The organism is Megasphaera geminata F0357, from assembly GCF_000239275.1.
Classification (GTDB): Bacteria; Bacillota; Negativicutes; order Veillonellales; family Megasphaeraceae; genus Megasphaera; species Megasphaera geminata.
On the sequence record NZ_JH417580.1, the window covers coordinates 30,858 to 54,339 of the forward strand.

Annotated in this window: 20 protein-coding genes, 5 tRNA genes, 5 pseudogenes and 1 riboswitch; of the genes and pseudogenes, 3 read left to right on the forward strand and 27 right to left on the reverse strand. The window is 47.7% G+C overall.

The features are described 5' to 3' along the window. Nucleotide 1 precedes the first annotated feature (1 nt). The 4 genes and pseudogenes from HMPREF0080_RS10685 to HMPREF0080_RS03625 form a co-directional block, all read right to left on the reverse strand. Nucleotides 2-547: a Ppx/GppA phosphatase family protein gene (locus HMPREF0080_RS10685; RefSeq protein ID WP_342610078.1), complete on the reverse strand. Its 546-nt coding sequence runs from the start codon at nt 545-547 to the stop codon at nt 2-4. Then, entirely contained in the window at nt 516-914 is a 399-nt protein-coding gene (locus HMPREF0080_RS10690; protein ID WP_006789866.1) for a Ppx/GppA phosphatase family protein, read from the reverse strand. Before HMPREF0080_RS10690 ends, HMPREF0080_RS10685 begins: the two co-directional genes overlap by 32 nt. A gap of 86 nt (nt 915-1,000) precedes the next feature. After that, nucleotides 1,001-1,431: pseudogene (locus tag HMPREF0080_RS03620) on the reverse strand (S1 domain-containing RNA-binding protein). Nucleotides 1,432-1,538: 107 nt separating this feature from the next. After that, nucleotides 1,539-1,862 carry an FtsB family cell division protein gene (locus HMPREF0080_RS03625; RefSeq protein WP_006789868.1) on the reverse strand — a complete coding sequence of 108 codons (324 nt, stop codon included), beginning with the start codon at nt 1,860-1,862 and terminating at the stop codon, nt 1,539-1,541. A gap of 196 nt (nt 1,863-2,058) precedes the next feature. Here HMPREF0080_RS03625 and HMPREF0080_RS03630 point away from each other — a divergent pair. Together HMPREF0080_RS03630 and HMPREF0080_RS03635 are read left to right on the forward strand one after the other, a co-directional pair. Further along, nucleotides 2,059-3,466, forward strand: a pseudogene (locus HMPREF0080_RS03630) (FAD-binding oxidoreductase). Between the two features lie 63 nt (nt 3,467-3,529). Then, nucleotides 3,530-3,644: riboswitch (FMN riboswitch) on the forward strand. Nucleotides 3,645-3,728: 84 nt separating this feature from the next. Beyond that, nucleotides 3,729-4,947, forward strand: a pseudogene (locus tag HMPREF0080_RS03635) (bifunctional 3,4-dihydroxy-2-butanone-4-phosphate synthase/GTP cyclohydrolase II). Between the two features lie 129 nt (nt 4,948-5,076). Here the strand turns inward: HMPREF0080_RS03635 and HMPREF0080_RS03640 are convergent. Then, complete coding sequence (locus tag HMPREF0080_RS03640; RefSeq protein WP_006789874.1) at nt 5,077-5,748, reverse strand: ATP-binding protein; 672 nt, start codon at nt 5,746-5,748, stop codon at nt 5,077-5,079. Between the two features lie 108 nt (nt 5,749-5,856). Here HMPREF0080_RS03640 and HMPREF0080_RS03645 point away from each other — a divergent pair, with 108 nt between their 5' ends. Then, complete coding sequence (locus HMPREF0080_RS03645) at nt 5,857-6,519, forward strand: Crp/Fnr family transcriptional regulator (protein ID WP_006789875.1); 663 nt, start codon at nt 5,857-5,859, stop codon at nt 6,517-6,519. Between the two features lie 276 nt (nt 6,520-6,795). Here the strand turns inward: HMPREF0080_RS03645 and HMPREF0080_RS03655 are convergent, their stop codons facing one another. The 22 genes and pseudogenes from HMPREF0080_RS03655 to HMPREF0080_RS03755 form a co-directional block, all read right to left on the reverse strand. Continuing rightward, on the reverse strand, nt 6,796-7,236 hold the full coding sequence (locus HMPREF0080_RS03655; RefSeq protein ID WP_006789878.1) for an Lrp/AsnC family transcriptional regulator: 441 nt from the start codon (nt 7,234-7,236) through the stop codon (nt 6,796-6,798). 128 nt (nt 7,237-7,364) lie between these two features. Continuing rightward, nucleotides 7,365-8,309, reverse strand: a complete 945-nt coding sequence (locus HMPREF0080_RS03660; protein ID WP_083817907.1) for an FAD:protein FMN transferase — start codon at nt 8,307-8,309, stop codon at nt 7,365-7,367. Between the two features lie 113 nt (nt 8,310-8,422). Further along, nucleotides 8,423-9,280 (reverse strand): RnfABCDGE type electron transport complex subunit B, encoded by an 858-nt coding sequence (gene rnfB, locus HMPREF0080_RS03665; protein WP_006789880.1) that lies wholly within the window; start codon nt 9,278-9,280, stop codon nt 8,423-8,425. Nucleotides 9,281-9,301: 21 nt separating this feature from the next. Next, a complete protein-coding gene (locus HMPREF0080_RS03670; protein WP_006789881.1) occupies nt 9,302-9,874 on the reverse strand; it encodes an electron transport complex protein RnfA in 573 nt (190 codons plus the stop codon). Continuing rightward, on the reverse strand, nt 9,874-10,506 hold the full coding sequence (rsxE, locus tag HMPREF0080_RS03675) for an electron transport complex subunit RsxE (RefSeq protein ID WP_006789882.1): 633 nt from the start codon (nt 10,504-10,506) through the stop codon (nt 9,874-9,876). The genes HMPREF0080_RS03670 and rsxE overlap by 1 nt, the downstream gene beginning before the upstream one ends. Nucleotides 10,507-10,508: 2 nt before the next feature. Further along, the gene (locus HMPREF0080_RS03680; protein ID WP_006789883.1) at nt 10,509-11,060 is read right to left on the reverse strand and encodes an RnfABCDGE type electron transport complex subunit G; all 552 of its coding nucleotides are present in this window, start codon (nt 11,058-11,060) and stop codon (nt 10,509-10,511) included. A gap of 1 nt (nt 11,061) precedes the next feature. Beyond that, the gene (locus HMPREF0080_RS11655) at nt 11,062-11,196 is read right to left on the reverse strand and encodes an RnfABCDGE type electron transport complex subunit D (protein ID WP_006789884.1); all 135 of its coding nucleotides are present in this window, start codon (nt 11,194-11,196) and stop codon (nt 11,062-11,064) included. After that, nucleotides 11,193-12,089 (reverse strand): RnfABCDGE type electron transport complex subunit D, encoded by an 897-nt coding sequence (locus HMPREF0080_RS03685; RefSeq protein ID WP_280959819.1) that lies wholly within the window; start codon nt 12,087-12,089, stop codon nt 11,193-11,195. Before HMPREF0080_RS03685 ends, HMPREF0080_RS11655 begins: the two co-directional genes overlap by 4 nt. 29 nt (nt 12,090-12,118) lie before the next feature. Then, on the reverse strand, nt 12,119-13,453 hold the full coding sequence (rsxC, locus tag HMPREF0080_RS03690; RefSeq protein WP_006789886.1) for an electron transport complex subunit RsxC: 1,335 nt from the start codon (nt 13,451-13,453) through the stop codon (nt 12,119-12,121). Nucleotides 13,454-14,091: 638 nt separating this feature from the next. Further along, a pseudogene (locus HMPREF0080_RS11275) lies at nt 14,092-15,702 on the reverse strand (CTP synthase). Between the two features lie 74 nt (nt 15,703-15,776). After that, the gene (argS, locus tag HMPREF0080_RS03700; RefSeq protein ID WP_006789892.1) at nt 15,777-17,441 is read right to left on the reverse strand and encodes an arginine--tRNA ligase; all 1,665 of its coding nucleotides are present in this window, start codon (nt 17,439-17,441) and stop codon (nt 15,777-15,779) included. After that, nucleotides 17,441-17,869, reverse strand: coding sequence for a YwiB family protein (locus tag HMPREF0080_RS03705; protein ID WP_006789893.1), 429 nt, complete (start codon nt 17,867-17,869; stop codon nt 17,441-17,443). Before HMPREF0080_RS03705 ends, argS begins: the two co-directional genes overlap by 1 nt. A gap of 218 nt (nt 17,870-18,087) precedes the next feature. After that, entirely contained in the window at nt 18,088-19,098 is a 1,011-nt protein-coding gene (locus tag HMPREF0080_RS03710) for a 4Fe-4S cluster-binding domain-containing protein (RefSeq protein ID WP_006789894.1), read from the reverse strand. Between the two features lie 262 nt (nt 19,099-19,360). Beyond that, complete coding sequence (locus HMPREF0080_RS03715; RefSeq protein ID WP_006789896.1) at nt 19,361-20,389, reverse strand: ADP-ribosylglycohydrolase family protein; 1,029 nt, start codon at nt 20,387-20,389, stop codon at nt 19,361-19,363. Between the two features lie 220 nt (nt 20,390-20,609). Continuing rightward, nucleotides 20,610-21,152, reverse strand: a complete 543-nt coding sequence (locus HMPREF0080_RS03720; protein ID WP_006789897.1) for an ECF transporter S component — start codon at nt 21,150-21,152, stop codon at nt 20,610-20,612. Nucleotides 21,153-21,299: 147 nt separating this feature from the next. Then, nucleotides 21,300-22,486, reverse strand: a pseudogene (gene tuf / locus HMPREF0080_RS03725) (elongation factor Tu). 126 nt (nt 22,487-22,612) lie between these two features. Further along, a tRNA-Met gene (locus HMPREF0080_RS03730) sits at nt 22,613-22,689 on the reverse strand. A 5-nt stretch (nt 22,690-22,694) separates the two neighbouring features. Next, nucleotides 22,695-22,770, reverse strand: a tRNA-Thr gene (locus tag HMPREF0080_RS03735). A 52-nt stretch (nt 22,771-22,822) separates the two neighbouring features. Beyond that, nucleotides 22,823-22,898 (reverse strand) — tRNA-Met (locus HMPREF0080_RS03740). A gap of 8 nt (nt 22,899-22,906) precedes the next feature. Next, nucleotides 22,907-22,992, reverse strand: a tRNA-Tyr gene (locus HMPREF0080_RS03745). A gap of 5 nt (nt 22,993-22,997) precedes the next feature. Beyond that, nucleotides 22,998-23,073 (reverse strand) — tRNA-Thr (locus tag HMPREF0080_RS03750). A gap of 135 nt (nt 23,074-23,208) precedes the next feature. Next, nucleotides 23,209-23,482 (reverse strand): LysR substrate-binding domain-containing protein (locus tag HMPREF0080_RS03755; RefSeq protein ID WP_006789900.1); only part of this gene is annotated, 274 nt, incomplete at its 5' end.

Here is a 23,482-nt window from a genome sequence, read left to right on the forward strand (position 1 = left end):
ATCAGGGTTTATATATACGGCAGGAATCGTAAAAGGCCTGTTTATAGAAGACGCCCTCCAGCAAATCCCGTTCGCTCACTGTAATTTCATCAATACTATAGTAATCCATATACGATTCGGCAATAACCAGGCCCGCCAAAATAATCGTACTGCGTTGTGCCATAAGACCGGGCACATGTTTGCGTTCCCCATCGCTCATGGAAGCAAGCCGGTGAAGGCACCCCGCCAAATCGGTTTTGGAAAGAACATATCCGTCCACCCGCTCCGGATCATACACGTCCATCCGCGCATCAATGGCCGCCAGCGAAGTAAGAGTACCGCCGACACCGATTAATTTCTCCGGTTTTACAGGCTGCCGCAGCCATGTTTCGTCACATCGTTTCCGGACTTCTTTCAATTCCCGAATCCCCATTTGTTCCGCCGCCGTCAACCGCACTGCACCTAAAGGATAACTGTGCGACCAGGTCACATGACCGTCTTTGCCGAGAGCCACTTCCGTACTGCCCCCGCCGATATCAAGAACGGCGACAACCGTACCGGCAGGGATCGTTGAAACAGCCCCGGCAAAAGCTCAGCGCCCCTTCTTCCGCCCCGGAAGCGATACGGCAATGCCAGCCGAAGCGCCACCGCACTTCCGCCAAAAAAGCCTGTCCGTCTCTGGCTTCCCGCACGGCCGACGTGGCGACGGCACAAACGGGAATCCCCTGCAGGTCACGGTTCCACTCCTCCATGACGGCAAAAGAATTAACGATGCCTTCGGGAGACAAATGCCCCGATTCGTTCAACCCCTTTGCCAAGCGGGTCGTCGCCAGGCGCTTCGGATAAAACCGCCACTGTCCTTTTTTGAATATTCCCTGCATGAGCCTCAGTGAATTAGAGCCGATATCCACAACGGCGTATTCCGTATCTGTCATCACAAGATATTCTCCCGGTTCATAAATAAGAAAACAAAAAGAGCATTCCCTCAGGAATACTCCCGTTGCCCGACGTTCCTGCCGGCTCAGTCGGCGCGACGCGCTCCGCGGCCGCCTCTCTTGGATTCTGTATTCCGCTTCAAATCCATGAGCCGTTCATCACTTTCTTTCAAAAACCTGCTCAACCGGTCTTCAAACGATGCCGTTCCGTTAGAACGGCGATGAGAATCGAATTTACGCTCACGAAATTCCGGTTTCGTCCGGATTTCTTTACGTTCCGTCGGCGCCTGAGCCTGTTTGATAGATAACCCGATCCTGCCTTTGTCATCAACGGATACTATCTTAACCGCCACCTTATCGCCTACCTGTAAGAAGTCATGGACATCTTTTACATATTCATCGGCTACTTCCGAAATATGTACGAGACCGACTTTCTTTTCAGGTAATTCAATAAAAGCGCCGAATTCGTAATCCCCGTAACGATACCTTCCAGCATACTCTCTGCTTCAATCGCCATCCTGTGTACTAATCCTCCTTGGGCATAAACGCCGAATATTTACTAATTATTATACTATAAGATGTGAAAAATTCAATTAATATTTTAACATAGGCACCGGCCCGCCCTTACTGTTTATACGGGATTTCTCCCTGTTTGACAAGACCGAACTGCGTACGGGCCCTATTGATTAATTCCTCCGGATCGATGAGTTTATCCTTTTCCGCTTTTAAGGCCCGATTCTCTTCCGTCAGCTCCTCTTCCTGTTTAACAGTCGCTTCCATGTCGCCGTGAATTTCCCAAAGCAGATAAAGACGATTCAGGAGAAAAAGCCCGCCTATGATGAGAATACCGATAATAATACGTTTATATACGGATGTCTCCCGTCTTTTCGGCCGACGACGGCGTACGGTCTTCCTCCGACCGGGACGGCGCCTTCTGACTTCAGCCATGGTGTCACTCCTTTTACCGTTTCAATTAATGTAATTATCAGTATATCATTAATTGCAGCCCTGATAAAGCCTGCCGCCGCAGCCTACACGGTTTATTTTTATATTTATGCACACCTTTACTTTTCTCTTTTAAAACGGGACCGTCTCTTTTATAATAAAGATACTACCTGATGATGTGAAAGGACGCGACACGAGGATGAAATATAATACACTGACACCTGCAATCCTGTCCGAATTAGAACGGATTGCAGGCGCAAAGAACGTTATTACCGATATAGACCGCCTGCAACCGTACGCACACGATGAAGTGACGGACCCGGCCTATCACCGCCTGCCGGACGCGCTTGTCCTGCCGGAGACAACGGAACAAACGGCAGCTATTGTCAAGCTTGCCAATAAAGAACATTTTCCTGTCGTTCCCCGCGGCGCCGGCACGGGCCTTGCCTGCGGTTCCGTCCCCATCTATGGCGGTCTCGTCGTATCGCTCGAAAAGATGAACCGTATAGAGGAAATCAATGAAGACGCATTGTATGCGGTTGTTGAAGCGGGTGTACGGACATCCGATTTACAGCGGGCAGGCTGAAGCGAAAGGGCTGTTTTATGCAGGCGACCCGTGCAGCGGCGACTCCTGTCAGATAGGCGGCAACATCGCCACTAATGCCGGAGGTAACCGAGCCGTGAAATACGGGACGACACGTCACCAGATTTATGCAGTCACTGTCGTCAACCCTCTCGGCGAAATTGTACAGCTCGGCAGCCGTTTAAAAAAGCAGTCCACAGGATACTGCCTGGATCAGCTGATTATCGGCTCGGAAGGGACGTTAGGCATCATTACGAAAGCAACGATTAAACTCCTGCCGAAATTACCTTGCAAGATTGATATTCTCGCCGTGTTTCAAAGCGCCGATGCGGCCATAGACACGGTAAAAGAGATCTTAAAAAAACATATCACGCCGACATGCGTTGAGTTTATGGATAATATTACGCTTCATTCGGTAGAACGGTTCTTACAGACGACACTTCCCGGCAGCGACGTCGGAAATCATCTTATTATCGAACTGGAAGGTGAAACTGAAGACGACCTGGACGATAAAATAATGCGCCTCGATGAAATTTGCACAAAACGGGGGGCTGCCGAAGTGCTCGTCGCCGACTCCGAGCGCATTTGGAAAGCGCGTAAATCCTTTGCCGAAGCAGTGCGCGCCGAGAGCCTGATCGTCTGCAAGGAAGACCTTGTCGTTCCTGTCGACAAAGAACCCGAGCTTTTGCATTTCATCCTCGCTCAGGCCCAAAAATATAATCTCATTACCCGGATTGCGGCCCATGCCGGCGACGGAAATATTCATTTGAATATTTTAAAAAACGAAGATATCCCTTATGAAGAGTGGGAAAAACGCATCGCCAATAACCAGGCGGAATTATACACCTATGTTTACAGTCTCGGCGGACGCCTCTCCGGCGAGCACGGCATCGGTTACAAACGCCGCGGCTTAATGGAACGGTTCACGGATCCCGTTGAACTTTCTATGATGAAAGCGATAAAGAAAGCGTTGGATCCGAATAATATACTCAATCCCGGTAAAATTTTCAAATTGGACGACTGATTTCGGTATTGCATTTTCAAGCAGGCGTCGGTATAATAATAACGTAAGAAAAATCTTATACAATTATATCTTCAGGGCAGGGTGAAATTCCCGATCGGCGGTACAGTCCGCGAACGCCATGCGTAGATTCGGTGCAACTCCGAAACCGACAGTATAGTCTGGATGAGAGAAGATAGAGTTACGGTATTTTTTATGGTGCAAGCCGTATCGCCCTGATTTCCGTCCGGAATTCAGGGCTTTTATATATTCAGGAGGTCTCAGTATGACACAGAAAAAACAGCACTATAATACGGTAGAGGAAGCAATAGAAGAACTGCGTGCCGGTCATCTCATTATCGTTACAGACGACCCCGATCGTGAAAACGAAGGCGACTTCATCTGTGCCGCGCAATTTTGTACAACGGAAAACATGAATTTTATGGCAACACACGGGAAGGGATTAATTTGTATGCCCGTCAGCCGTGAATATGCCCGTAAAATGAATTTATCCCCCATGGTAGCGCAAAACACAGATAATCACGAAACAGCATTTACGGTGTCTATAGACCATATTGATACGACAACCGGTATTTCCGCCGTTGAACGCGCCTATACGGCCCGTAAATTAGTTGATGAAAACACACGCCCCGAAGACTTCCGTCGGCCCGGCCATATGTTCCCACTCATCGCGAAAAAAGGTGGGGTCCTCACGCGTAACGGCCATACAGAAGCAACGGTGGATTTAATGCGCCTCGCCGGCCTTGAGCAGGCCGGCCTCTGCTGTGAAATCATGGCCGATGACGGCACCATGTTGCGCACACCCGGTCTCTGGCAGATAGCCGCAAAATACGGTATCAAATTCATTACCATTAAAGATCTGCAAAACTACTGCCGCCGCCATGACAAGCATGTTATCCGTGAAGCGGAAGCAGAAATGCCGACACATTACGGTGAATTTAAAATTTTCGGCTATATAAACGACTTAACGGGCGAACATCACGTAGCTCTTGTCAAAGGCAATATCGGCGACGGCAAAGACCTTCTTGTACGTGTATAATTCCGAGTGCCTCACAGGCGATGTTTTCGGCTCCTGCCGCTGCGATTGCGGGGAACAGCTTGCAGCCGCCATGACGCAAATCGACAAGGAAGGCCGCGGCATTCTCCTCTACATGCGCCAGGAAGGCCGCGGCATCGGCCTGATTAACAAACTCAAAGCTTATGCCCTTCAGGAACAGGGATACGATACGGTCGAAGCAAACGAAAAACTGGGCTTTGCTCCGGATCTCCGTGAATATTGGATTGGCGCACAGATCCTTCAGGATTTAGGCGCAAAAGAGATTCGCCTCCTTACGAACAATCCCGAAAAAATTTACGGGCTCGAAGGATTCGGCGTCGAAATTACGAAGCGCGTGCCGATTGAAATGGTACCGCAACAATACGACGAATTCTATTTGGAAACAAAGAGAAATAAGATGGGGCATATTCTCCCCCATCTTCACTGAACCGGTAAAAAACGGGTAAAGGGCATATGCCCCTTACCCGTTTGCGTTTATTTACATTATATCGGCCGGCTTCCATTAAAACGGAAACACTCATTTTCCGGCACCAAAAATTTACATTCCGACAACATTTTACATTATTTTCCCGTCAAGTGAAATAACCTTTATGTCAAGCGGAATGGTTTTGCCGCTATACAGTAAGGCGTCCCGCACCATCTGTTCCAGCCCGCCGCAACACGGCACTTCCATTCTGGTCAAGGTGATGCTGCGTAAGCTGTTTGTACGGAAAATTTCGGTAAGTTTGCCCCTGTAATCGGTATCATCCAGTTTCGGGCAAGCTATGAGGACGGTGCGCTCCTTTATAAAATCATCATGAAACCGACCGTATGCATAGGCCGTACAATCGGCTGCAATAAGAAGATCCGCATCGGTAAAGGAAGGCGCGTTGATCGGAACGAGTTTTAATTGTACGGGCCAATGCCGGAGCCGGGACGTGCCTGAAACGGGGGTGCCGTTTTCGGAAGGTGTGATAACGCGCATACGCCGCCCCGGGCAAACTCCTTGACGGGCAGCCTGTGAGGCCGCTACAGCGGCCTCATCATACGGCAAAGCTTCACGTTCTATAATCGTAATCGCTCCTTGCGGACAGGCAGGTAAGCAATTCCCGAGGCCGTCGCAATAGTCATCACGCAAAAGTTTGGCCTTGCCGTCCAATATGGCCATCGCTCCTTCATGGCAGGCGGCAACACAAATACCGCAGCCGTTACATTTAGGTTCATCAATATATACTATCTTCCGCAGCATCGTTGAGACTCCCTTTACAGATTTACAGAAAAATGTCGTTTTGTTCGTACGTAAAGTGTAGTACAATTAAATCAATATGTCCGTTGTATTTATAACTGAGGTGTGTAAATGGAAACATATATTCCCCTTTTAAAGCAAACGGCTCTTTTCAACGGGGTCAACGAAAAAGAAACAGAAGCGCTCCTGCAACATATGGAAGCGAAAAAACGTCGTTTTGACAAAGGAAATTTCGTTTTTTATGCAGGCGATAACATCAATGTGATCGGCATTATGTTATCGGGGCTGGCACATATTGTGCAGGAGGATTACTGGGGAAACCGTAACATTCTTACAACCATTCAGCCGGGACAGCTCTTTGGTGAAGCCTTTGCCGCCTTACCTGAAGCTAAAGCCGTCGTCGATGTCATCATTATCGAAAAAGGTGAAATCCTCTTCATCAGTGTTGATTCCCTCATGAACTCAGAAAACGCCTTGCCCAGTGCCGCTCGAAAAGTATTGCGCAACCTGATGGGACTGCTGGCACAAAAAAATCTGCTCCTGGCACAAAAAATACGTTATATTTCACAGCGCTCAACCAGGCAGAAACTCATGGCCTATCTCTCGGATGAAGCGAGAACACACCGCGCCTCCGCCTTTACCATCCCGTTCAACAGGCAGCAATTGGCTGACTTTCTGTCCGTTGACAGAAGCGCTATGTCGGCAGAATTGAGCCGTATGAAAAAAGACGGGCTCATAGATTATAAAAAGGACGAGTTTACACTGCTTCAATAAAAAATATTTTCCGCCGTTCTCATAAAAAGAAAAATCCGTAAATTTTTATCAAGAGTTCACTGCAACCGTTTTCAGCATAATCCTGTCCACATTGTTGAAAGAGAGCACAATTTCTGACATCCCGCCGCCTCGGAAACCGAAAAAGTTCATCTCCCAAGGGAAGATAAGCATCGCAACGACGGCCGTCAAAAAAAAGAAGTACGGACATGGGGCCGTACTTCATCTAACTGCATGGAAAACAGAAAGAGCTGCAGGCCCAAACCTGCAGCTCTTTTACTATACGTTCCATTCTTCTTTCAAAGTCGAAAGGCAGAGGAAAGTCTGTGTCGACGTAACCGCCGGAATTTCATTTAATTCTTTCATAATGAATTGTTCCAGGTCGTCAGGTGTCTTTACAAGTACCTTCAAAATATAATCAAAAGCGCCTACGATATGATGACATTCCAATACTTCCGGAAAAAGCACTATACGTCTTCGGAATTCATCATCAGTTACGGCACGTTCAACCGTGACCATAATAAATGCCGTCACGTTATAGCCTGTTTTGCGGCGACTCAACTTTACGCCGTATCCTTCAATGATCTCGTTATGTTCCATTTTCCGAATACGTTCGGCAACTGCAGGTATTGATAACCCTACAACTTTGCTGATTTCGGTTGCCGATACTTTCCCGTTCTTTTTCAAAATCTCCAAAATATGTTCATCAATATGATCCATGTCTCTACCGCCCTTTGTGAAAAATTTCGTTATATTACTTTTATTATCTTATATTATAAAAGAAAAGTAAATATTAAATGCAAAATCAGCATTCACTTCATTCAGCTTCCTTTACGGAGCGAAAAACATTATTGTCCATAACGAAAATCACTGTTCAGGTCGGAGAAATATTCTTTAAAACCGTCGGTCATATATACGGTACCGTCCTCGGTCGTAATCTCACCTTCAACGCCGTCGAGTCCGCGCAGAAATTCCAGGCCTCTTTCGGGCCCCAGGACAAAGATGATGGTCGTTATCATATCGCTGAGCATACCGCCGTGTTCAACAGATGCATCGACAAGGACGGAATCACCTATAACTCCGCTTCTCGCAGGCCGTCCCGTCTTCGGGTCAAAAATATGATGATACCGCACGCCGTCCTGTACAAAAAAACGTTCATAATCACCGGATGTGGAAATGCTTTTGTTACTTACGGATACAACCCCCAGGTAAACATCTTTTTCATCTTTACGAGGATGTTTAATCCCTATGCGCCACGGCTTTCCTTTCTGATTTGTACCGAGGACGTACATTGAACTGGCTCCCAGATTAATAAGACCGTTTTCAATATGATGCTTTTCATAGATCTTACGTACTTCATCAACGGCAAATCCTTTGGCTATACCGCCGAGGTCCAGGCTCATCCCCGCTTCGGCAAGCATAACACTGTGATCTTCCGGACGAAGGAGAATATTTTTATAGTTGACAAGACGCTCTGCCGCGGCAATTTCTTCATCCGACGGAATATGCTGTTTATCCGTACCGATGCCCCAGAGTTCAGTGACGGCCCCGGTCGTAATATCCCAGGCGCCTTGTGATTTTTCGGAGTAATCTTTTGCAAAAGAGATCATTTCATATATAGCCGGATCCACTTGTATATACTCTTTGCCGGCCGCCGCACGGAGCCTGCTGACATCACTGTCGGGCCGTTGTGAACCGGCCAGTTCGTCCAACTTCTGAATCCTGGCATAACTTTCTTCAACCGCTTCTTTTGCTTCGTCGCCCGTTGCCTTCAAATAAATCGCCGTGTCCATAGCAATGCCGTTCTTATCGAAAGACTGCTCCGAACGCAAATTGCATCCGGAGCAGACCAACGACAGAACCGTGAAGGAGACAACAGCGAATAATTTCGTATAGCTTCTTCTGTTCATAAATATTCTCCGATCTTTTCTTCACTTTTCGCCGCTTTAACATACGCAGCGATAGCTTTTGTCGGGCACTTGGAAACGCAGGCCGGATCATCGCATTCACGGCAGATTTCCGGATTTACGACAGCCAGGTGTTCAACCACCTTAACACCGCCTTCATGAGTGCAGTTGCGGACACAAAGACCGCAGCCGATACATGCGGCGGAGCAGGATTTTTTAGCGACCGCGCCCGCTTCTTTGGAGCTGCAGCTTACACTGACCTTGGCACTGACCGGCAATAACTCGATAACGTGGTTCGGGCAGACACTGGCACACTTGCCGCAGCCGGTACAGAGCAGCTTATCAACCTGCGGAAGACCGTTAGCCCCCATTGTCATGGCGCCGAAGGGGCAATTACGCACACAGTTGCCGAAACCGAGACACCCGAACTTACAGGATTTCGGGCCCTGTTGAATCTGTTTTGCAGCGGCGCAGTCATGAACCCCTTTATATTCATAAGACATTTTGGCAATACCGATACCGCCGCGGCATTTAACATGGGCAAACTTGGCTTCGGCCGCTTCCGCAACCTTACCGGTAAGTCTGGCGACTTCCGCGGCGACTTCCGCTTTGCCGGGAACACAGAGATTAGGCGGAACATCCGGATCATTAACAACGGCTTCCGCATATTTAGCGCAACCTGCATAACCGCAGGCACCGCATTGCCCCTGAGGCAATGCTTCTTTAACTTCGCCGATGAGAGGGTTTTCTTCCATGGCGAACTTTTTATCTGCGACGGCGAGGACAAAACCGAAGACGACGCCTACACAGACCATAATAACGATAGCCATTATGGAAATAAATAAGGTTTCGTTCATAATGTTATGTCACCTCTTATCTTATAACATGCCGGAAAAGCCGAGGAAAGCCAGGGACAACACGGCCACTACAAATGCAATCGGGGTCCCTTTCATCGCTGCAGGAACGTCGGCAAAATCAAGTTTTTCACGGGCACTCGCCATGAGGATCAGCGCGAGGGCGAAACCGATACCGGAACCGACTGCAAAAACAATGTTTTCAATAAAATCATAGTTATTGGTAACACTCAATACGGGTACGGACAATACGATACAGTTCGTAGCGATAAGCATGAGGTAAATCCCCCACATATTATACAACGTGGGCGATTCTTTTTTAATGATGATTTCCAATAACTGTACAAAACTGGCAATAAGTACAACGAATGTAATCGTACGCAGGAAGGTAAGATCAAGCGGTACGAGAACGAAATTATAAACCAACCAAGCCAAAATCGTGCTTAACGTAATAACGGAAGTTACGGCAAACCCCATACCGATGGAAGCATTTAAGTTTTTAGAAACCCCGAAGAAAATACACAAGCCCAGGAACTTGGTCAGTACGAAGTTGTTAATCAATACTGCACCGATAAACAGCGTTAAGTATTCACCCATTATGCTTCACTCCCTTCAAGTTCTTTCAACAGCCGTGCTTTTTCACGTTTCTGGTTCCAAACTTTAAAGCCTGCCATGATAAAGCCGATGAGCATAAACGCTCCGGGCGGCAACGCCATAATCAGAGCCGGCTGGTACCAGTCACCGAATACGGGAATACCGAAGAGGGAGCCGTTCCCCAGGATTTCACGAACAAAGGAAATGAGGAACATGGCAATGGTGAAGCCGACGCCCATACCCATGCCGTCCAGGAAAGAAACGACAACGCCGTTCTTCGAAGCAACGGATTCCGCACGAGCCAGGATGATCGCAAATACGACGACCAAGTCAAGGTATACGCCCAACGCTTTATAGAGGTCGGGAGCAAATGCCTGGAGAAAGAGTTGCACGCAGGTTACGATAGTGGCGATACAGGTAATATATACAGGCACGCGAACCTTTTTATTAATAGTCTTGCGAATGATGGAAACTACAACGTTATTACAAGTAATAACGAACCATACAGTGAGCCCCATGGTTAACCCGTTGATGACGCTCGTCGTTACGGCGAGACCGGGGCACAAGCTCAAGGCCAATACGAAGTACGGGTTTTCTTCAATAATACCTCTACTGAATATTTTCCATAAACTCATGATTAGTTCCCCCCTAACTTCGCTGCTTTTTCAACAGCTTCTTTTACGCCGCGAGTAACTGCACGGGAAGAAATGGTAGCGCCGGTCATAGCCTGAATGTGTTTCGTGTCGCTATGCTCTTTCGTGACTTCCAGGCTGTCGATTTTTTTACCTTTGAACTGATCCCGGAATTTCGGTTTTGAAGCATTATCACCCAAACCCGGAGTTTCATTGTGTTCAAGCATCGTATAATCCATTACGGAACCGTCTAAGGCCACGGCCGTCAGCAACTTGATGGGACCGCCGTATCCTTTTGGTTCGGTAGGTATTACATAGGCAATTGTCTTGCCGTCTTTCTGCGCAAAATATGTATCTTTTTCGCCGGGAACTTCAGCAAATTTTTCCGCATCGGGAACGAGGGCTTTCATTGAGTCCTGTTTCATCTGTTCCGCTTTAACTTTGGCAATCGGGCCGGTTACATAATAAACCGCACCGATGATGCAGCCGGATACTAAGCAAGTGAGGATAAGATTAAGGGCAATCTTAAAAATGTTGTTTCCAGTAGTTTCGGACATCTTACTTTGCCTCCTTTGCCTTGACCGAACCGAAGATTTTCGGTTTAACGATACGGTCAATTAAGGGTGTTACGGCATTCATCAAAAGGATGGAATAGCAGACCCCTTCGGGATAGCCGCCGAGGAGACGAATCAAAACGGTGAAACGTCTGCGCCGACTGCGAAGATGATCTGGCCCTTCAACGTGATAGGTGCCGTTACCATATCGGTTGACATGAAGAACGCGCCGATGATCAAACCGCCTGCCATCATATGGAAAATCGGGTCGCCCGTAAAGAGGCCGCCCGCAGCATGCGCGCCTACCGCACCGCCAAAGATCCACATGAGAATACCTACCGTGGCAATCATAGCAAAGGTAGCCTGCCATTTCACGTACCCTTTGTACATAAGATATAAGCCGCCGAGAATGAGAAGTACAGTAGACGTTTCACCCATAGAACCGTTACGGAAACCGAGGAACATGTTCTGATACATTATCATCGGATCGTTAAACCGAAGCTGAAGCAATGCATCATACCCGCCCTGTTTTAAAACGTTAAGCGGAGTTGCGCCGGCAACACCGTCGATGACGCTGCCGTCAACCTGTGTCCATGTCGTCATGGCGACCGGCCAGGATACCATCAACCCTGCACGGCCGATATGGGCGGGATTGAAAAGGTTATAACCTAAACCGCCCATAGCCTGCTTGCAGACTACAATAGCGATAAAGGAACCGATAATGCTCATCCACCACGGCAGGGTCGGAGGACAGCACATAGCTAATAAAAGACCTGTAATAACAGCGCTGCCGTCATTGACTGTAATTTTCTTATGCATGAACTTTTCCCAAGCCCATTCAAAGAACACTGCCGATACGATAGCGACAATAACATTAAGTAACGCATTCATTCCGAAGTAATATACACCGAAAGCTGCTGCCGGCACAAGAGTTGCCACAACAGTCCACATAATCTTGGGGATGGATTCATTACAACGGACATGCGGTGAGGAGGACACAGTCAGAACGACTTCTTGTGTACTCTGTTCCATAATTATCCCTTCTTCCATTTAAGACTAGCCTATTTGGCTTCTGCTTTTGCCTTTGCAGCTTGCTGCTGTGCTTTTACCTGCGCTTTCGCGTTACGGATGTACTGAACGATGTTGCGTTTAGCCGGACATACATAGACACAGCTGCCGCATTCAACACAGTTCATGACACCATATTCCATACACTTGTCCCATGCTTCGCAAGACGAAAAAATACTGAGCTGACTCGGAATAAGCCCCATAGGACATGCATCTACACAACGGCCTCGACGAATACAGGGATCTTCCACGCCGACTTGGCATTTTTCCGGCGACAATGCAAGAATACCCGATACGCCCTTGGCAACGGGAACATCCAGCTGAAACTGAGCGAGTCCCATCATCGGGCCGCCGGCAATTACACGATCCGGCTGGCTTGAGAAGCCGCCGCAGTAATCAATGGCATATTGGAAAGGGGTGCCGATTCTCAAGGAAAGATTCTTCGGTTCTTTTATACAGTCGCCTGTAACCGTCGTTACACGTTCAATGAACGGAATCCCGTGACATACGGCGTCGGTAATGGCAATTACCGTACCTACGTTGCTGACTACGCAGCCCACATCCATCGGCAGGCCGCCCGGCTCAACTTCACGGTCAGTCACCGCTTTAATGAGCATTTTTTCAGCACCCTGCGGATATTTCGTCGGCAACGCCTCAACTGTAACTTCCGGTACACTCGCAAATGCTTCCGTCAATACTTTGACGGCTTCCGGTTTGTTATCTTCAATGCCGATATATCCTTTGTCAACGCCTAAAGCTTTCATACAGATCTGAACGCCTGTAACGAGTTTTTCGGCCTGTTCAAGCATGAGCCGATAGTCACAGGTCAAATAGGGTTCACATTCGGCGGCATTGACAATAAACGTATCAACCGGTTTGTTCGGCGTCAATTTGACATGCGCCGGGAATGTAGCGCCGCCGCAGCCTACGACGCCGCCTTTCTTGATACGTTCAACGATTTCCGTCTTATCAAGCTGCCGCCAATCTTTTTCGTCCGGCAAGCCGTCAGCCCATTCGTCGAGGCCGTCGGCTTTGATAACGACGGACATACAGGTAACCATCATGTTGTGCGGCATAGGAGCCACTTTGACAACTTCACCGGAAGTGGATGCATGGATATCGGCATGCAGGAACGCGTCACTTGTCCCTATAAGTTGGCCTTTTTTCACGTGGTCGCCAACCTTGACGGTCGGAGTACAGGGGGCGCCGAAGTGCTGGCTCATAGGGATGACTACTTCATCCGGTATTGCCGGGGTTTCGATGGCTTTGTCCTTGGCATAAGCCTTGCCGTCATCAGGATGAACCCCGCCGATAAAGCTTTTCATCATCTGAAATCACCTCAATATAAAAAATACGAATGAAAAAATAATGAAGACTGAACAAAAATCTTAAGGTTCGGATCAAAGTATCATGCCGTAAATACGAGGCAACGTTTTTCGATTGTCAGAGAATGTCTTGTACCGTCCATTCAGCATAGCTTGCGAAACCGCACGGATGATTTCTGGAAATAATTCATTATTTCTTATTTGCATAAATATCCATTTTCAGGGTTCCCATCGTTTTGTATATTCACGGAACAATGGGATTTCTCCAACAGTCTATAAGAGGAAACCTTATTCTGATTTTACGCATACCTATTCCAGCAGGCATGACCTTTTGAATCAATTACCTTTTCAATCGCTTACATTATATCATTATAAATACCATTATTCAACGTGAAAATCGGCTCAATCACACGTTTATACAGCAAAAAATGCATATTGATAGACTATATCAATATGCATTAAAATGTACTGTCACGGTATATTTTTCTGTATAAAAGATGACTTTCCCGCTCCACTTACATTCGCATAAGCCTTTATCTTTATTCTCTTATTTGCGGCAGAATTGTCACGCATACGTCTTATGCAAATAGCGAAAAGCGGCGGCAATATTATAAATTTATTTCCATCAAAACCGATCTATATTAATTTTCTTTAAATTCCAAAGCCGCTTTAATCAATCCTTTGAAAAGCGGATGGGCGTTTGTCGGTCTGGATTTAAACTCCGGATGAAACTGACACCCTACGAACCATGGATGATCGGCAACTTCAACGATTTCCACGAGTCTGTCGTCGGGAGACGTGCCGGAAATGACGAGACCCGCAGCGGTTAACTCTTTACGGTACTTATTTATTAAATTCCCAGCGATGGCGATGGCGCTCGTAAATTAAATCTTCCCCGTATACTTCACGCGCTTTCGTACCTTCAGCAAGCTTGCACGGATAGAGACCGAGCCGCATGGTACCGCCTTTTTCAGAAATATCCACCTGATCCGCCATAAGATCGATGACGGGATAGGAAGAGGCTTCATCAAATTCCGTCGAATTGGCTCCGCCCATGCCGCAAACATTGCGAGCAAATTCCATGACGGAAGATTGCATGCCCAGACAAAGACCGAGGAACGGCACCTTATTTTCACGGGCATATTGTATCGTCCGAACCTTGCCTTCGACACCGCGGCCGCCGAACCCGCCGGGAACGACAATTCCGTCTATTCCGTTAAACACCGCTGCCAGGTCGGCATCTTCACTTTCAAGCGCTTCCGAATCGATCCAGTGAATATTCACCTTCGCTTTATACGCAATACCGGCGGGCTCAATGCCTCCGCCACACTGAGGTACGCATCATGGAGGGTGACATATTTACCGACAAGAGCAACTTCAACCTCTTTTTCCGCATTGTAAATATGATAGACCATTTTCTCCCAATCGGCCATATTACAAGGCGTATCAGGAAGCGCCAATTTATGAAGAACAATTTTATCAAGACCTTCTTCCGCAAGAAGCAGCGGCACTTCATAAATGCTGTCGAGCGTGCGGTTTTGAATAACCGCCTCTTTATCAATGTCACAGAAGAGAGCCAGTTTTTCCTTCATTTCTTCAGATAAGGGCTTTTCCGAACGGCAAACGATAACATCCGGCTGGATGCCGATACTGCGCAGCTCTTTCACACTGTGCTGTGTAGGTTTTGTCTTCAGCTCGCCGGCCGCGCCTATATACGGGACAAGCGTCACGTGGATATAAAGCACGTCATTACGGCCTACTTCCTTTTTAATCTGCCGTATAGCCTCCAGGAACGGCAAACTTTCAATATCGCCTACCGTGCCGCCGATCTCCGTAATGACGATATCCGCATTATCATCATCACCTACACGATGCACATTCTTTTTAATCTCATTCGTAATATGAGGAATAACCTGAACGGTAGAACCGAGGTAGTCGCCGCGGCGTTCTTTTTGAAGGACGGACCAATAAATTTTGCCGGTTGTAACATTGGAATTCTTACCGAGATTAATATCGATAAAGCGTTCATAATGTCCTAAATCCAAATCCGTTTCCGTGCCGTCATCAGTGACAAATACTTCACCGTGCTGGTAAGGGCTCATCGTACCGGGATCGATGTTGATATACGGGTCAAACTTCTGAATCGTCACCTTATAGCCGCGGTTTTTCAACAGACGCCCCAAAGATGCCGCCGTAATCCCCTTTCCCAACGAAGATACAACGCCGCCCGTCACAAATATATATTTAGCCATGATTCCTCCCTGTCCGGCTTACGCCTTCTCTGCACTAAAGACTGTATAAACTGCTACCGGTTGCGCCGATATGATTACATCTTCTCAGGCGCCGAAATACCTAATACGGCCAAGCTGTTGGCAATGGTAATCTGAACCGCCGTAACCAAAGCAAGACGCGCTTCTTCCAACTCCTTATCGGACTGGATAATGTGACAATTATTATAAAATGCATGGAAAAGGCCTGCCAATTCATAAACAAAGCGGGCAATACGGTGCGGCGCTCTGTCGGCCGCAGCCGTTTGTATCTCTTCAGGATAGGCGGATATTTTTTTAATGAGCTCCAATTCCCGTTCTTCCTGCAATTTGTTCCACACGACATTTTTCCAGGTCATATCGAACGTATCGCCGTTTTCGGCAACCTGTCTGTATATGCTGAAAATCCTGGCATTGGCATACTGAATATAGTAAACGGGATTTTCATTACTGTGCGACGTAGCCAGATCCAAATCGAAATCAAGCTGTGTATCAAGAGACCGCATAATAAAGAAATAACGTGCCGCGTCGGTACCGACTTCTTCAATAAGTTCATTAAGAGTAACCGCCCGGCCCGTACGTTTGGACATCTTGACGAGCTCACCGTTCCGAAAGAGACTGACCATCTGAAGCAGCAGAATTTCAAGCTTATCCGCATCAAATCCCAACGCTTCCATGGCGGCTTTAACGCGGGCCACATACCCGTGATGATCGGCGCCCCAGATATTAATCATTTTCTTAAAGCCGCGTTCATACTTGTTTTTATGATAGGCAATATCGGCCGCCAGGTAAGTAGGCACTCCGTTATCGCGAATGACCACGCGGTCTTTATCATCGCCGTAAGCCGACGATTTCAGCCAAAGCGCTCCGTCTTTCTCATAAATATTGCCGTTTGCCTTTAATGTTTCACAGGCTTCACGAATTGCTTCCGGATGAAGGCTTCGCTCACTGAACCATTTATCATACGTTACATTGAAATTTTCCAAATCGCGCTTTAAAGCCTTCAATTTTTCCTCATATGCACGATTCTTAAAAATAACAAGACGTTCCGCTTCGTCCAGCTGGAGATATCTATCGCCGTCCTGCTCAATAATGGCGCGCGCCGTTTCAATAATGTCCGCACCGTGATAGCCGTTTTCCGGAATTTTTGAAGGTTTCCCCAAAAGCTCCAAATAGCGGGCGTTAACGGATACGGCCAAATTATCCATCTGGTTGCCTGCGTCATTAATATAGTATTCAGATTGTACGTTATAGCCGGCCGCACGCAAGAGATTTACGAGGGCACTGCCGTAAGCGGCGCCGCGGCCGTGTCCTACATGAAGAGGTCCCGTCGGATTGGCACTGACATACTCCACCTGAACCGTATCGTCTTCACGCAAAGGAGCCGTGCCGTACTTTCCGCCGGCCGCCAGAATGTCCTGCAGTGTATCATACATAAGATCATGCTTTAAAAAAAAGTTAATGAAACCTGCTCCGGCAACATCCGCTTTCAAAAGCCAGGGCGCTTTCAAATGTCTGAGGATAACGGCAGCTATATCACGCGGCGATTTACGGGCCGTACGAGCGGACTGCATGGCAATGTTAGTCGCAAAGTCGCCGAATTCTTTCTGCGGCGGAACTTCCAGGAGGACAGACGGGTATTCACCTGCCGGCAAATCCCCTTCCCGGACGGCAGCCTGCACCGCCGCTTCAATCCCCTGTTTTACCGTTTCTTTCATTTCCATTAAGCCTTATCCTCCCGCACAGTAATAATTAACTGATTATATATTGATGCCAGTTCTCCCAGAAGAACGTCATAAGCCAAATAAATCTCACCTATACCGTCATGTAAATCGACTTTTATTTCATAGGTTTTCATGCTTATTTCCATTGAACCGAAAGGTGTTTGATAAATTGATTTTCGCACCTTGCCGACAGCGTATTCCTGACGGTTACGAACCTTGCCGAGGCGCAATAAGACGAGCGTTCCGTCGGCTGCCAGTTTAATAACCGTCGTCACGCCCTCCATGCCGGTAATCTCGCTTTCTTTATAAACGAAATACCGAGCCCGCTCCTTCTCATAATATTTACCCGCCGAAACGAGTTCCAACTTTATCTCTTCCCCGCTGTTATCTCGCTGGATACTGGTAACGCTGACTAAAACCCGCTTCAATTCGGCTTCAACTCTTCCTATGAATAATCTAACGTTACTATTATATACTACTTACAGGTAAAAATAAACTTTTATTTACAGGCCTTCAATGAGATGAGGGCCGGTATTTTTCGGCATATACGACTGCCGCAATATTTTATTTCACCGCATTCTTACGTCAATCAGTCAAAAAATATGAAAAACGCGAAACACCTCCGCCATATGGCGGAGGTGGCGGTTCAGACAGCTGTCCGGCCTTCTTTAAAAACAAGGCCCGTCTTAGGATCGACTTTTTCAAGCCATCGTAAATCATACGGTTCATATACCACTTTTTCATAAGCCGGTACATCAAGGAGCGTACCGTCCCAGTCGGAATGAATCTCGCCGGTCTGTTTAATAAGAATATCATACAAAATATCGTAGGTCATACCGTCTGCGGGATCTTTTTCAACTATCGTACTGTACGGTAAGGTCTTATGATACGTAAGCTCCAATCCTTTATAATCAAAATGAAACCCGCAGCGCATACGGCAGCCGTCAAGACCGCGATATACGGCAATTTCCTTTAAATCAAGCAAAATCTTATCATGATCCGCCTCATACAAATTGTCAGGTGTCGTTTCCGTATAATCGAAACGAAATTGGATAGATGCGCCCGGCACGGCCCTGAAGCGTTCCAAATAAGGAATCATGTCCTTTTTCGGATAGTTCTTATACAAAACACAATTTATGCGGAAGGGAACGGCCAAGCGGTTTAAAAGGCCGTCATTCGACTCAACGACATAATGCTGCATATGGCGGGATACATTAATACACGTAATCTTATCTTTATTACGCGCCGTAAAAGCAATTATATCGTCTTCTGTCTGCAATGCAGAAACGGGCAGAGTCGTGTTGATATATACCTTGTGCGTCGGCGGGATAATATCCAGCATTTGCTGCAAAACCCGCAAATCCGCGAACGGCTCTCCGCCCGTAAAAACAAAATCACAATATGGTGTAATCGCATCCATACGCTGAATACTTTCACAAATTTTTTCAGCAGAAAATCCTGTGGGATTATCATATTCCGCTTTATTAATACAAAAAGGGCAATTATTTAAACAATTATACGGAACGAATACGGTTACGGTCGCACCGCCCTCACGGGTTTTGTAAGGGTGTACTCTCGCCGCAGCGAGCGTCCCCGTCAACTTTTCCGTTTCCACAGTCATAACTATCTCCTTACCGTGACCGTCAATGGCGATCATGCATTTATTTCATAGATACGTGTAACTCGTCGGCAACACGACGACCGTCCTGAAAACCGACTGTTGTAGTCCCTATTCTACCATATATTCGAATTGCGTTAAAGGGCCGTCAAAACGATTTCCCAAGCCTGCATGGAAGTAAAATGAAAAAGAAGCGGTCTGAACAAGATCGCTCTTTAAACATTAAAGAATACCGGCGCCGTTCCCCGCTCCATTTTGCATACGCTTCGGATAAATCGGTAAAATCTGCTGCAGGCAAGATCTAAACCGCTTCATAGAGAGAATTGCCCATACCGACAAGAAGGTCAAAACACTCAAGCGTATTGAGCCATCCCGGCGGAAGAGCGCCGACGCCGTAAATAGTCCCGGCCAAACTGCCGCAAACAGTACCGCATGAATTACTGTCATCATCATGGTTGCACGCCATAATCACGGCGCTGCGCAAATTGTCGGTTTTTAAGAGACAATAAACGGCGACGGCAAGGATCCCGGCCGCATGCTTACTGTCGCAGAGGTTCCGGATACTTTCAATAGGCAACCGCTCCGAATCAGCTTCACTCAGCGCCAGCTCCAGACGTTGCGCCGTAATCTCGCCGCCTTCTTCCCGCCGCGTGAAGGACGCTATGCGCAGCACCGCATCACGTAAGGGAAGCCCTTCCGACAATAACGCGACAAGTGCGGAAAATGCGCCTGTCGTGATGACCGCTTCCGCTCCGCCATGCGTAAGAAAAGCAGTAGCACAGCCGACATAAAAAGCCTTCTTCGGATTGTTGCAATAATATAGCCCAATCGGGGCCGCCCGTTTCACCGCACCGCCGCTCTTGCTGGAGTTCGGTACTTCGTGCGCGGCAAAGGACACACCCGTTGCCAAGGACATAAGGCAGGTCTTACCCGGTGCCCGCCGCGCATACAACTCCTCCGTCCCCATGAGATTATATCCCCATTTACTCTCATGAGGCTGTTGTTTCATCCAATCCGTCTGTTCCGGTTTAACAATTCGTTCCGTCTGCGTATAATACCAACGCATATAAGAGCGAAAAATACGTTCCACCGGATCCGCGCCGTCCTGATCCGCCCAAAGGAGTCCGTCTGCCGTAAAAAGCGCCAATTGAGTATCATCGGAAATAACAGCCTTATTACCTTCTTTTTTGCATTTCAAAATTGTTCGCAGCCCGTGGGGGCCGTATTTTTGCTGAATCGCTTTAAGACTGTCAAATTCGATAACATAGCCGAGTGCATCGCCTGCCGCTCCGCCGAGCATACAGCCCGTAAACCTCTCTTTCCTTTCCATAACGCGTTCCCTCCGTTAGACAACAGCGACTGCGAATATTTATGAAAGTGTTGAAAAATCGCTTTACTTTCTATGATAACTATTATATAATAATTAATTTTAATTATAGCAATGTCATTTTCTAATTGCAATAACCTTGCCAACTCCGTATATTGACCGTAAAAAAACGGTGCATCATGAATATTCCAAATGATGCACCGCAGATATAGTATTAGACTACTTATCCTTCAATATGCTTTTTCCAAATGTCCCGTACGGATGTGTGAAAATACAGGAAATACGAACACACGACGCCAATCATGGCCTGTAATATTTCAAAAGGCAATTTTATCAGCGAATATTCGGGCGTACTGTACACATATGCTCTGCCCAACGAATACCCCGTAACCATGATAACGGCGCCGACCATAAGCGCCATGATAATTTTTCCGCGTGATTTTCCGCCTTTTGTTCGCGCAATGATGTACGCTATCGCTCCGGCCTGAATACCGTGTGTTACCAGAGAAACAAACATCGGCGCCGGATAGAAGAAGAAATCTCCGAGAAAAGCCCCTATACCGCCGACGAAAAGAGCTTCCTTAGGAGTAAACAGAAGCGCCGCCAAACAGATAACAATATCGTTGATGTACAGATGTCCGCCCGGAACGGGAATGCCGAATGAACTGAGAGCTATATTCATAGCCATAAAAAGTGCCGCCATGGTCAACCGCTTCGTCGATATAATTGATTCCGCCGCAGTCGTACTCGGTTTCGCTTTCATCATATCACCTCTCCAGGAGTTATTATACCGCATCTCTGACTATATAAAAATATACAGAAATATATATTTATATATAGTACAGTTTTACGTGTAAAGAAAACTCCCGCCGCTGACGCGACGGGAGTCACGGCGGTCAGTCTGCCGCCTGCCTTACTGTTCGATTTCCGATACGACACCGGCGCCTACAGTCCGGCCCCCTTCGCGAATAGCGAAGCGCAGCCCTACTTCAATGGCGATCGGCGTGATCAGTTCCACTTCCATTTTTACGTTGTCCCCGGGCATGCACATTTCTACCCCTTCCGGTAATTGGATAACGCCCGTTACGTCCGTCGTTCTGAAGTAGAACTGTGGACGATAGTTCGTGAAGAACGGCGTGTGCCGCCCTCCTTCGTCTTTCGTCAGCACGTATACCTGTGCCTTGAATTTCGTGTGCGGATGTATCGAGCCCGGTTTGGCCAGTACCTGTCCCCGTTCGATCTCTTTCCGGTCTATCCCTCGCAGCAAGGCCCCGATGTTGTCGCCCGCTTCCGCCATATCAAGCAGTTTCCGGAACATTTCTACGCCCGTTCGTCGCGTCGATTTGGCTTCCGCCTGCATCCCGACGATTTCTACCGTATCCCCTACTTTTACCGTCCCACGTTCTACTCGGCCCGTTGCTACCGTACCGCGGCCGGTAATCGTGAATACGTCTTCTATCGGCATCAGGAACGGCTGGTCCGTCGGCCGGTCCGGTGTCGGAATGTAGTCGTCTACCGCATCCATCAGGTCCAGGATCGCTTTCTTCGCCTCTTCGTCTCCTTCAAGAGCTTTCAGCGCGGACCCTACGATGATGGGGATTTCATCTCCCGGGAAATCGTACGAGCTCAACAGTTCCCGCACTTCCATTTCTACGAGTTCTATCAGTTCCGGATCATCTACCTGGTCCGCTTTGTTCAAAAAGACTACCATGGCCGGTACGCCTACCTGTCGTGCCAGCAGAATGTGTTCCCGCGTCTGCGGCATCGGTCCGTCCGCCGCCGATACCACCAGGATCGCCCCGTCCATCTGCGCCGCTCCCGTGATCATGTTCTTTACATAATCGGCGTGCCCCGGGCAGTCCACGTGCGCATAGTGCCGTTTGTCCGTCTGGTATTCCACGTGCACCGTATTGATCGTTATCCCCCGTTCCCGTTCTTCCGGTGCTTTATCGATATTCGCATAGTCCGAGAATTCCGCATAGCCTTTTTCCGACAATACTTTCGTGATGGCCGCCGTCAATGTCGTTTTGCCATGGTCTACGTGCCCGATTGTCCCTAAAGGACATGCGGTTTCGTTCTTTCGTATTTTTCTTTTGCCATTTTTCATTTCCTCCTTTTAGGAAAAGACAGAGTACATCACTTTATATATTCTATATAAAACGGGAAAATCCTTCCGGTTTCCTTTCTTATATAGAAATAACCTCGATAAACGAGGTCATTTGAGTATGGTGGCGGCTCGGAGATTCGAACTCTGGACACTGCGGGTATGAACCGCATGCTCTAGCCAACTGAGCTAAGCCGCCAAGTATGGAGCTATTGACCGGGATTGAACCGGTGACCTTATCCTTACCAAGGATACGCTCTACCGACTGAGCTACAACAGCTTAAAACCGTTCAAAGCTATGCTTTTATCTTGCCGAAAAGGCAAAAAAAATTTGGTAGCGGGGGCAGGACTTGAACCTACGACCTTCGGGTTATGAGCCCGACGAGCTACCAACTGCTCCACCCCGCGACAATATTTGGTGGTGGGAGAAGGATTCGAACCTTCGAAGGCGGACGCCGGCAGATTTACAGTCTGCTCCCTTTAGCCACTCGGGAATCCCACCGATTCTGGAGCCGACAATAGGATTTGAACCTACGACCTACTGATTACAAGTCAGTTGCTCTACCAACTGAGCTATGTCGGCTCGCCTAACAGAACATAACCAATTATAGCCAATAAACTTCTATCTGTCAACAATTTTTAACCGCTGCGGCAAACGGCTTCAGACAGTTATTTTAAAGCATATATGCCTCCTTTTTCTTCATACAAAACGCTTCCATCATGCCTCCGTATTCCTGCCTCTGGCCAGAACGAAATTACGGAACCGTTCCACTACAGGCAACATATTGTGCCGGTTATGGACGGCCATGAACAGATAACGGCGATCCGCCTTATCGGCAATGGGAATCCGTTCAACAGCATAATATTTGAGGAGGTAGAAATCAGGCATAATGGCCACGCCGTACCCGGCGGCAACGAGACCGGCCATAGCGTTATCCTCTTCTATACGGCAAACGATCCGGGGATGAGCGTCAGCACGCGTTAACAGTTCC

Coding starts and splice junctions, on each gene's coding strand:
- HMPREF0080_RS10690 (WP_006789866.1), bottom strand. CDS start 914: ATGACAGATACGGAATACGCCGTTGTGGATATCGGCTCTAATTCACTG.
- HMPREF0080_RS03625 (WP_006789868.1), bottom strand. CDS start 1,862: ATGGCTGAAGTCAGAAGGCGCCGTCCCGGTCGGAGGAAGACCGTACGC.
- HMPREF0080_RS03640 (WP_006789874.1), bottom strand. CDS start 5,748: ATGCTGCGGAAGATAGTATATATTGATGAACCTAAATGTAACGGCTGC.
- HMPREF0080_RS03645 (WP_006789875.1), top strand. CDS start 5,857: ATGGAAACATATATTCCCCTTTTAAAGCAAACGGCTCTTTTCAACGGG.
- HMPREF0080_RS03655 (WP_006789878.1), bottom strand. CDS start 7,236: ATGGATCATATTGATGAACATATTTTGGAGATTTTGAAAAAGAACGGG.
- HMPREF0080_RS03660 (WP_083817907.1), bottom strand. CDS start 8,309: ATGGACACGGCGATTTATTTGAAGGCAACGGGCGACGAAGCAAAAGAA.
- rnfB (WP_006789880.1), bottom strand. CDS start 9,280: ATGAACGAAACCTTATTTATTTCCATAATGGCTATCGTTATTATGGTC.
- HMPREF0080_RS03670 (WP_006789881.1), bottom strand. CDS start 9,874: ATGGGTGAATACTTAACGCTGTTTATCGGTGCAGTATTGATTAACAAC.
- rsxE (WP_006789882.1), bottom strand. CDS start 10,506: ATGAGTTTATGGAAAATATTCAGTAGAGGTATTATTGAAGAAAACCCG.
- HMPREF0080_RS03680 (WP_006789883.1), bottom strand. CDS start 11,060: ATGTCCGAAACTACTGGAAACAACATTTTTAAGATTGCCCTTAATCTT.
- HMPREF0080_RS03685 (WP_280959819.1), bottom strand. CDS start 12,089: ATGGAACAGAGTACACAAGAAGTCGTTCTGACTGTGTCCTCCTCACCG.
- rsxC (WP_006789886.1), bottom strand. CDS start 13,453: ATGATGAAAAGCTTTATCGGCGGGGTTCATCCTGATGACGGCAAGGCT.
- argS (WP_006789892.1), bottom strand. CDS start 17,441: ATGGAAATGAAAGAAACGGTAAAACAGGGGATTGAAGCGGCGGTGCAG.
- HMPREF0080_RS03710 (WP_006789894.1), bottom strand. CDS start 19,098: ATGATCGCCATTGACGGTCACGGTAAGGAGATAGTTATGACTGTGGAA.
- HMPREF0080_RS03715 (WP_006789896.1), bottom strand. CDS start 20,389: ATGGAAAGGAAAGAGAGGTTTACGGGCTGTATGCTCGGCGGAGCGGCA.
- HMPREF0080_RS03720 (WP_006789897.1), bottom strand. CDS start 21,152: ATGATGAAAGCGAAACCGAGTACGACTGCGGCGGAATCAATTATATCG.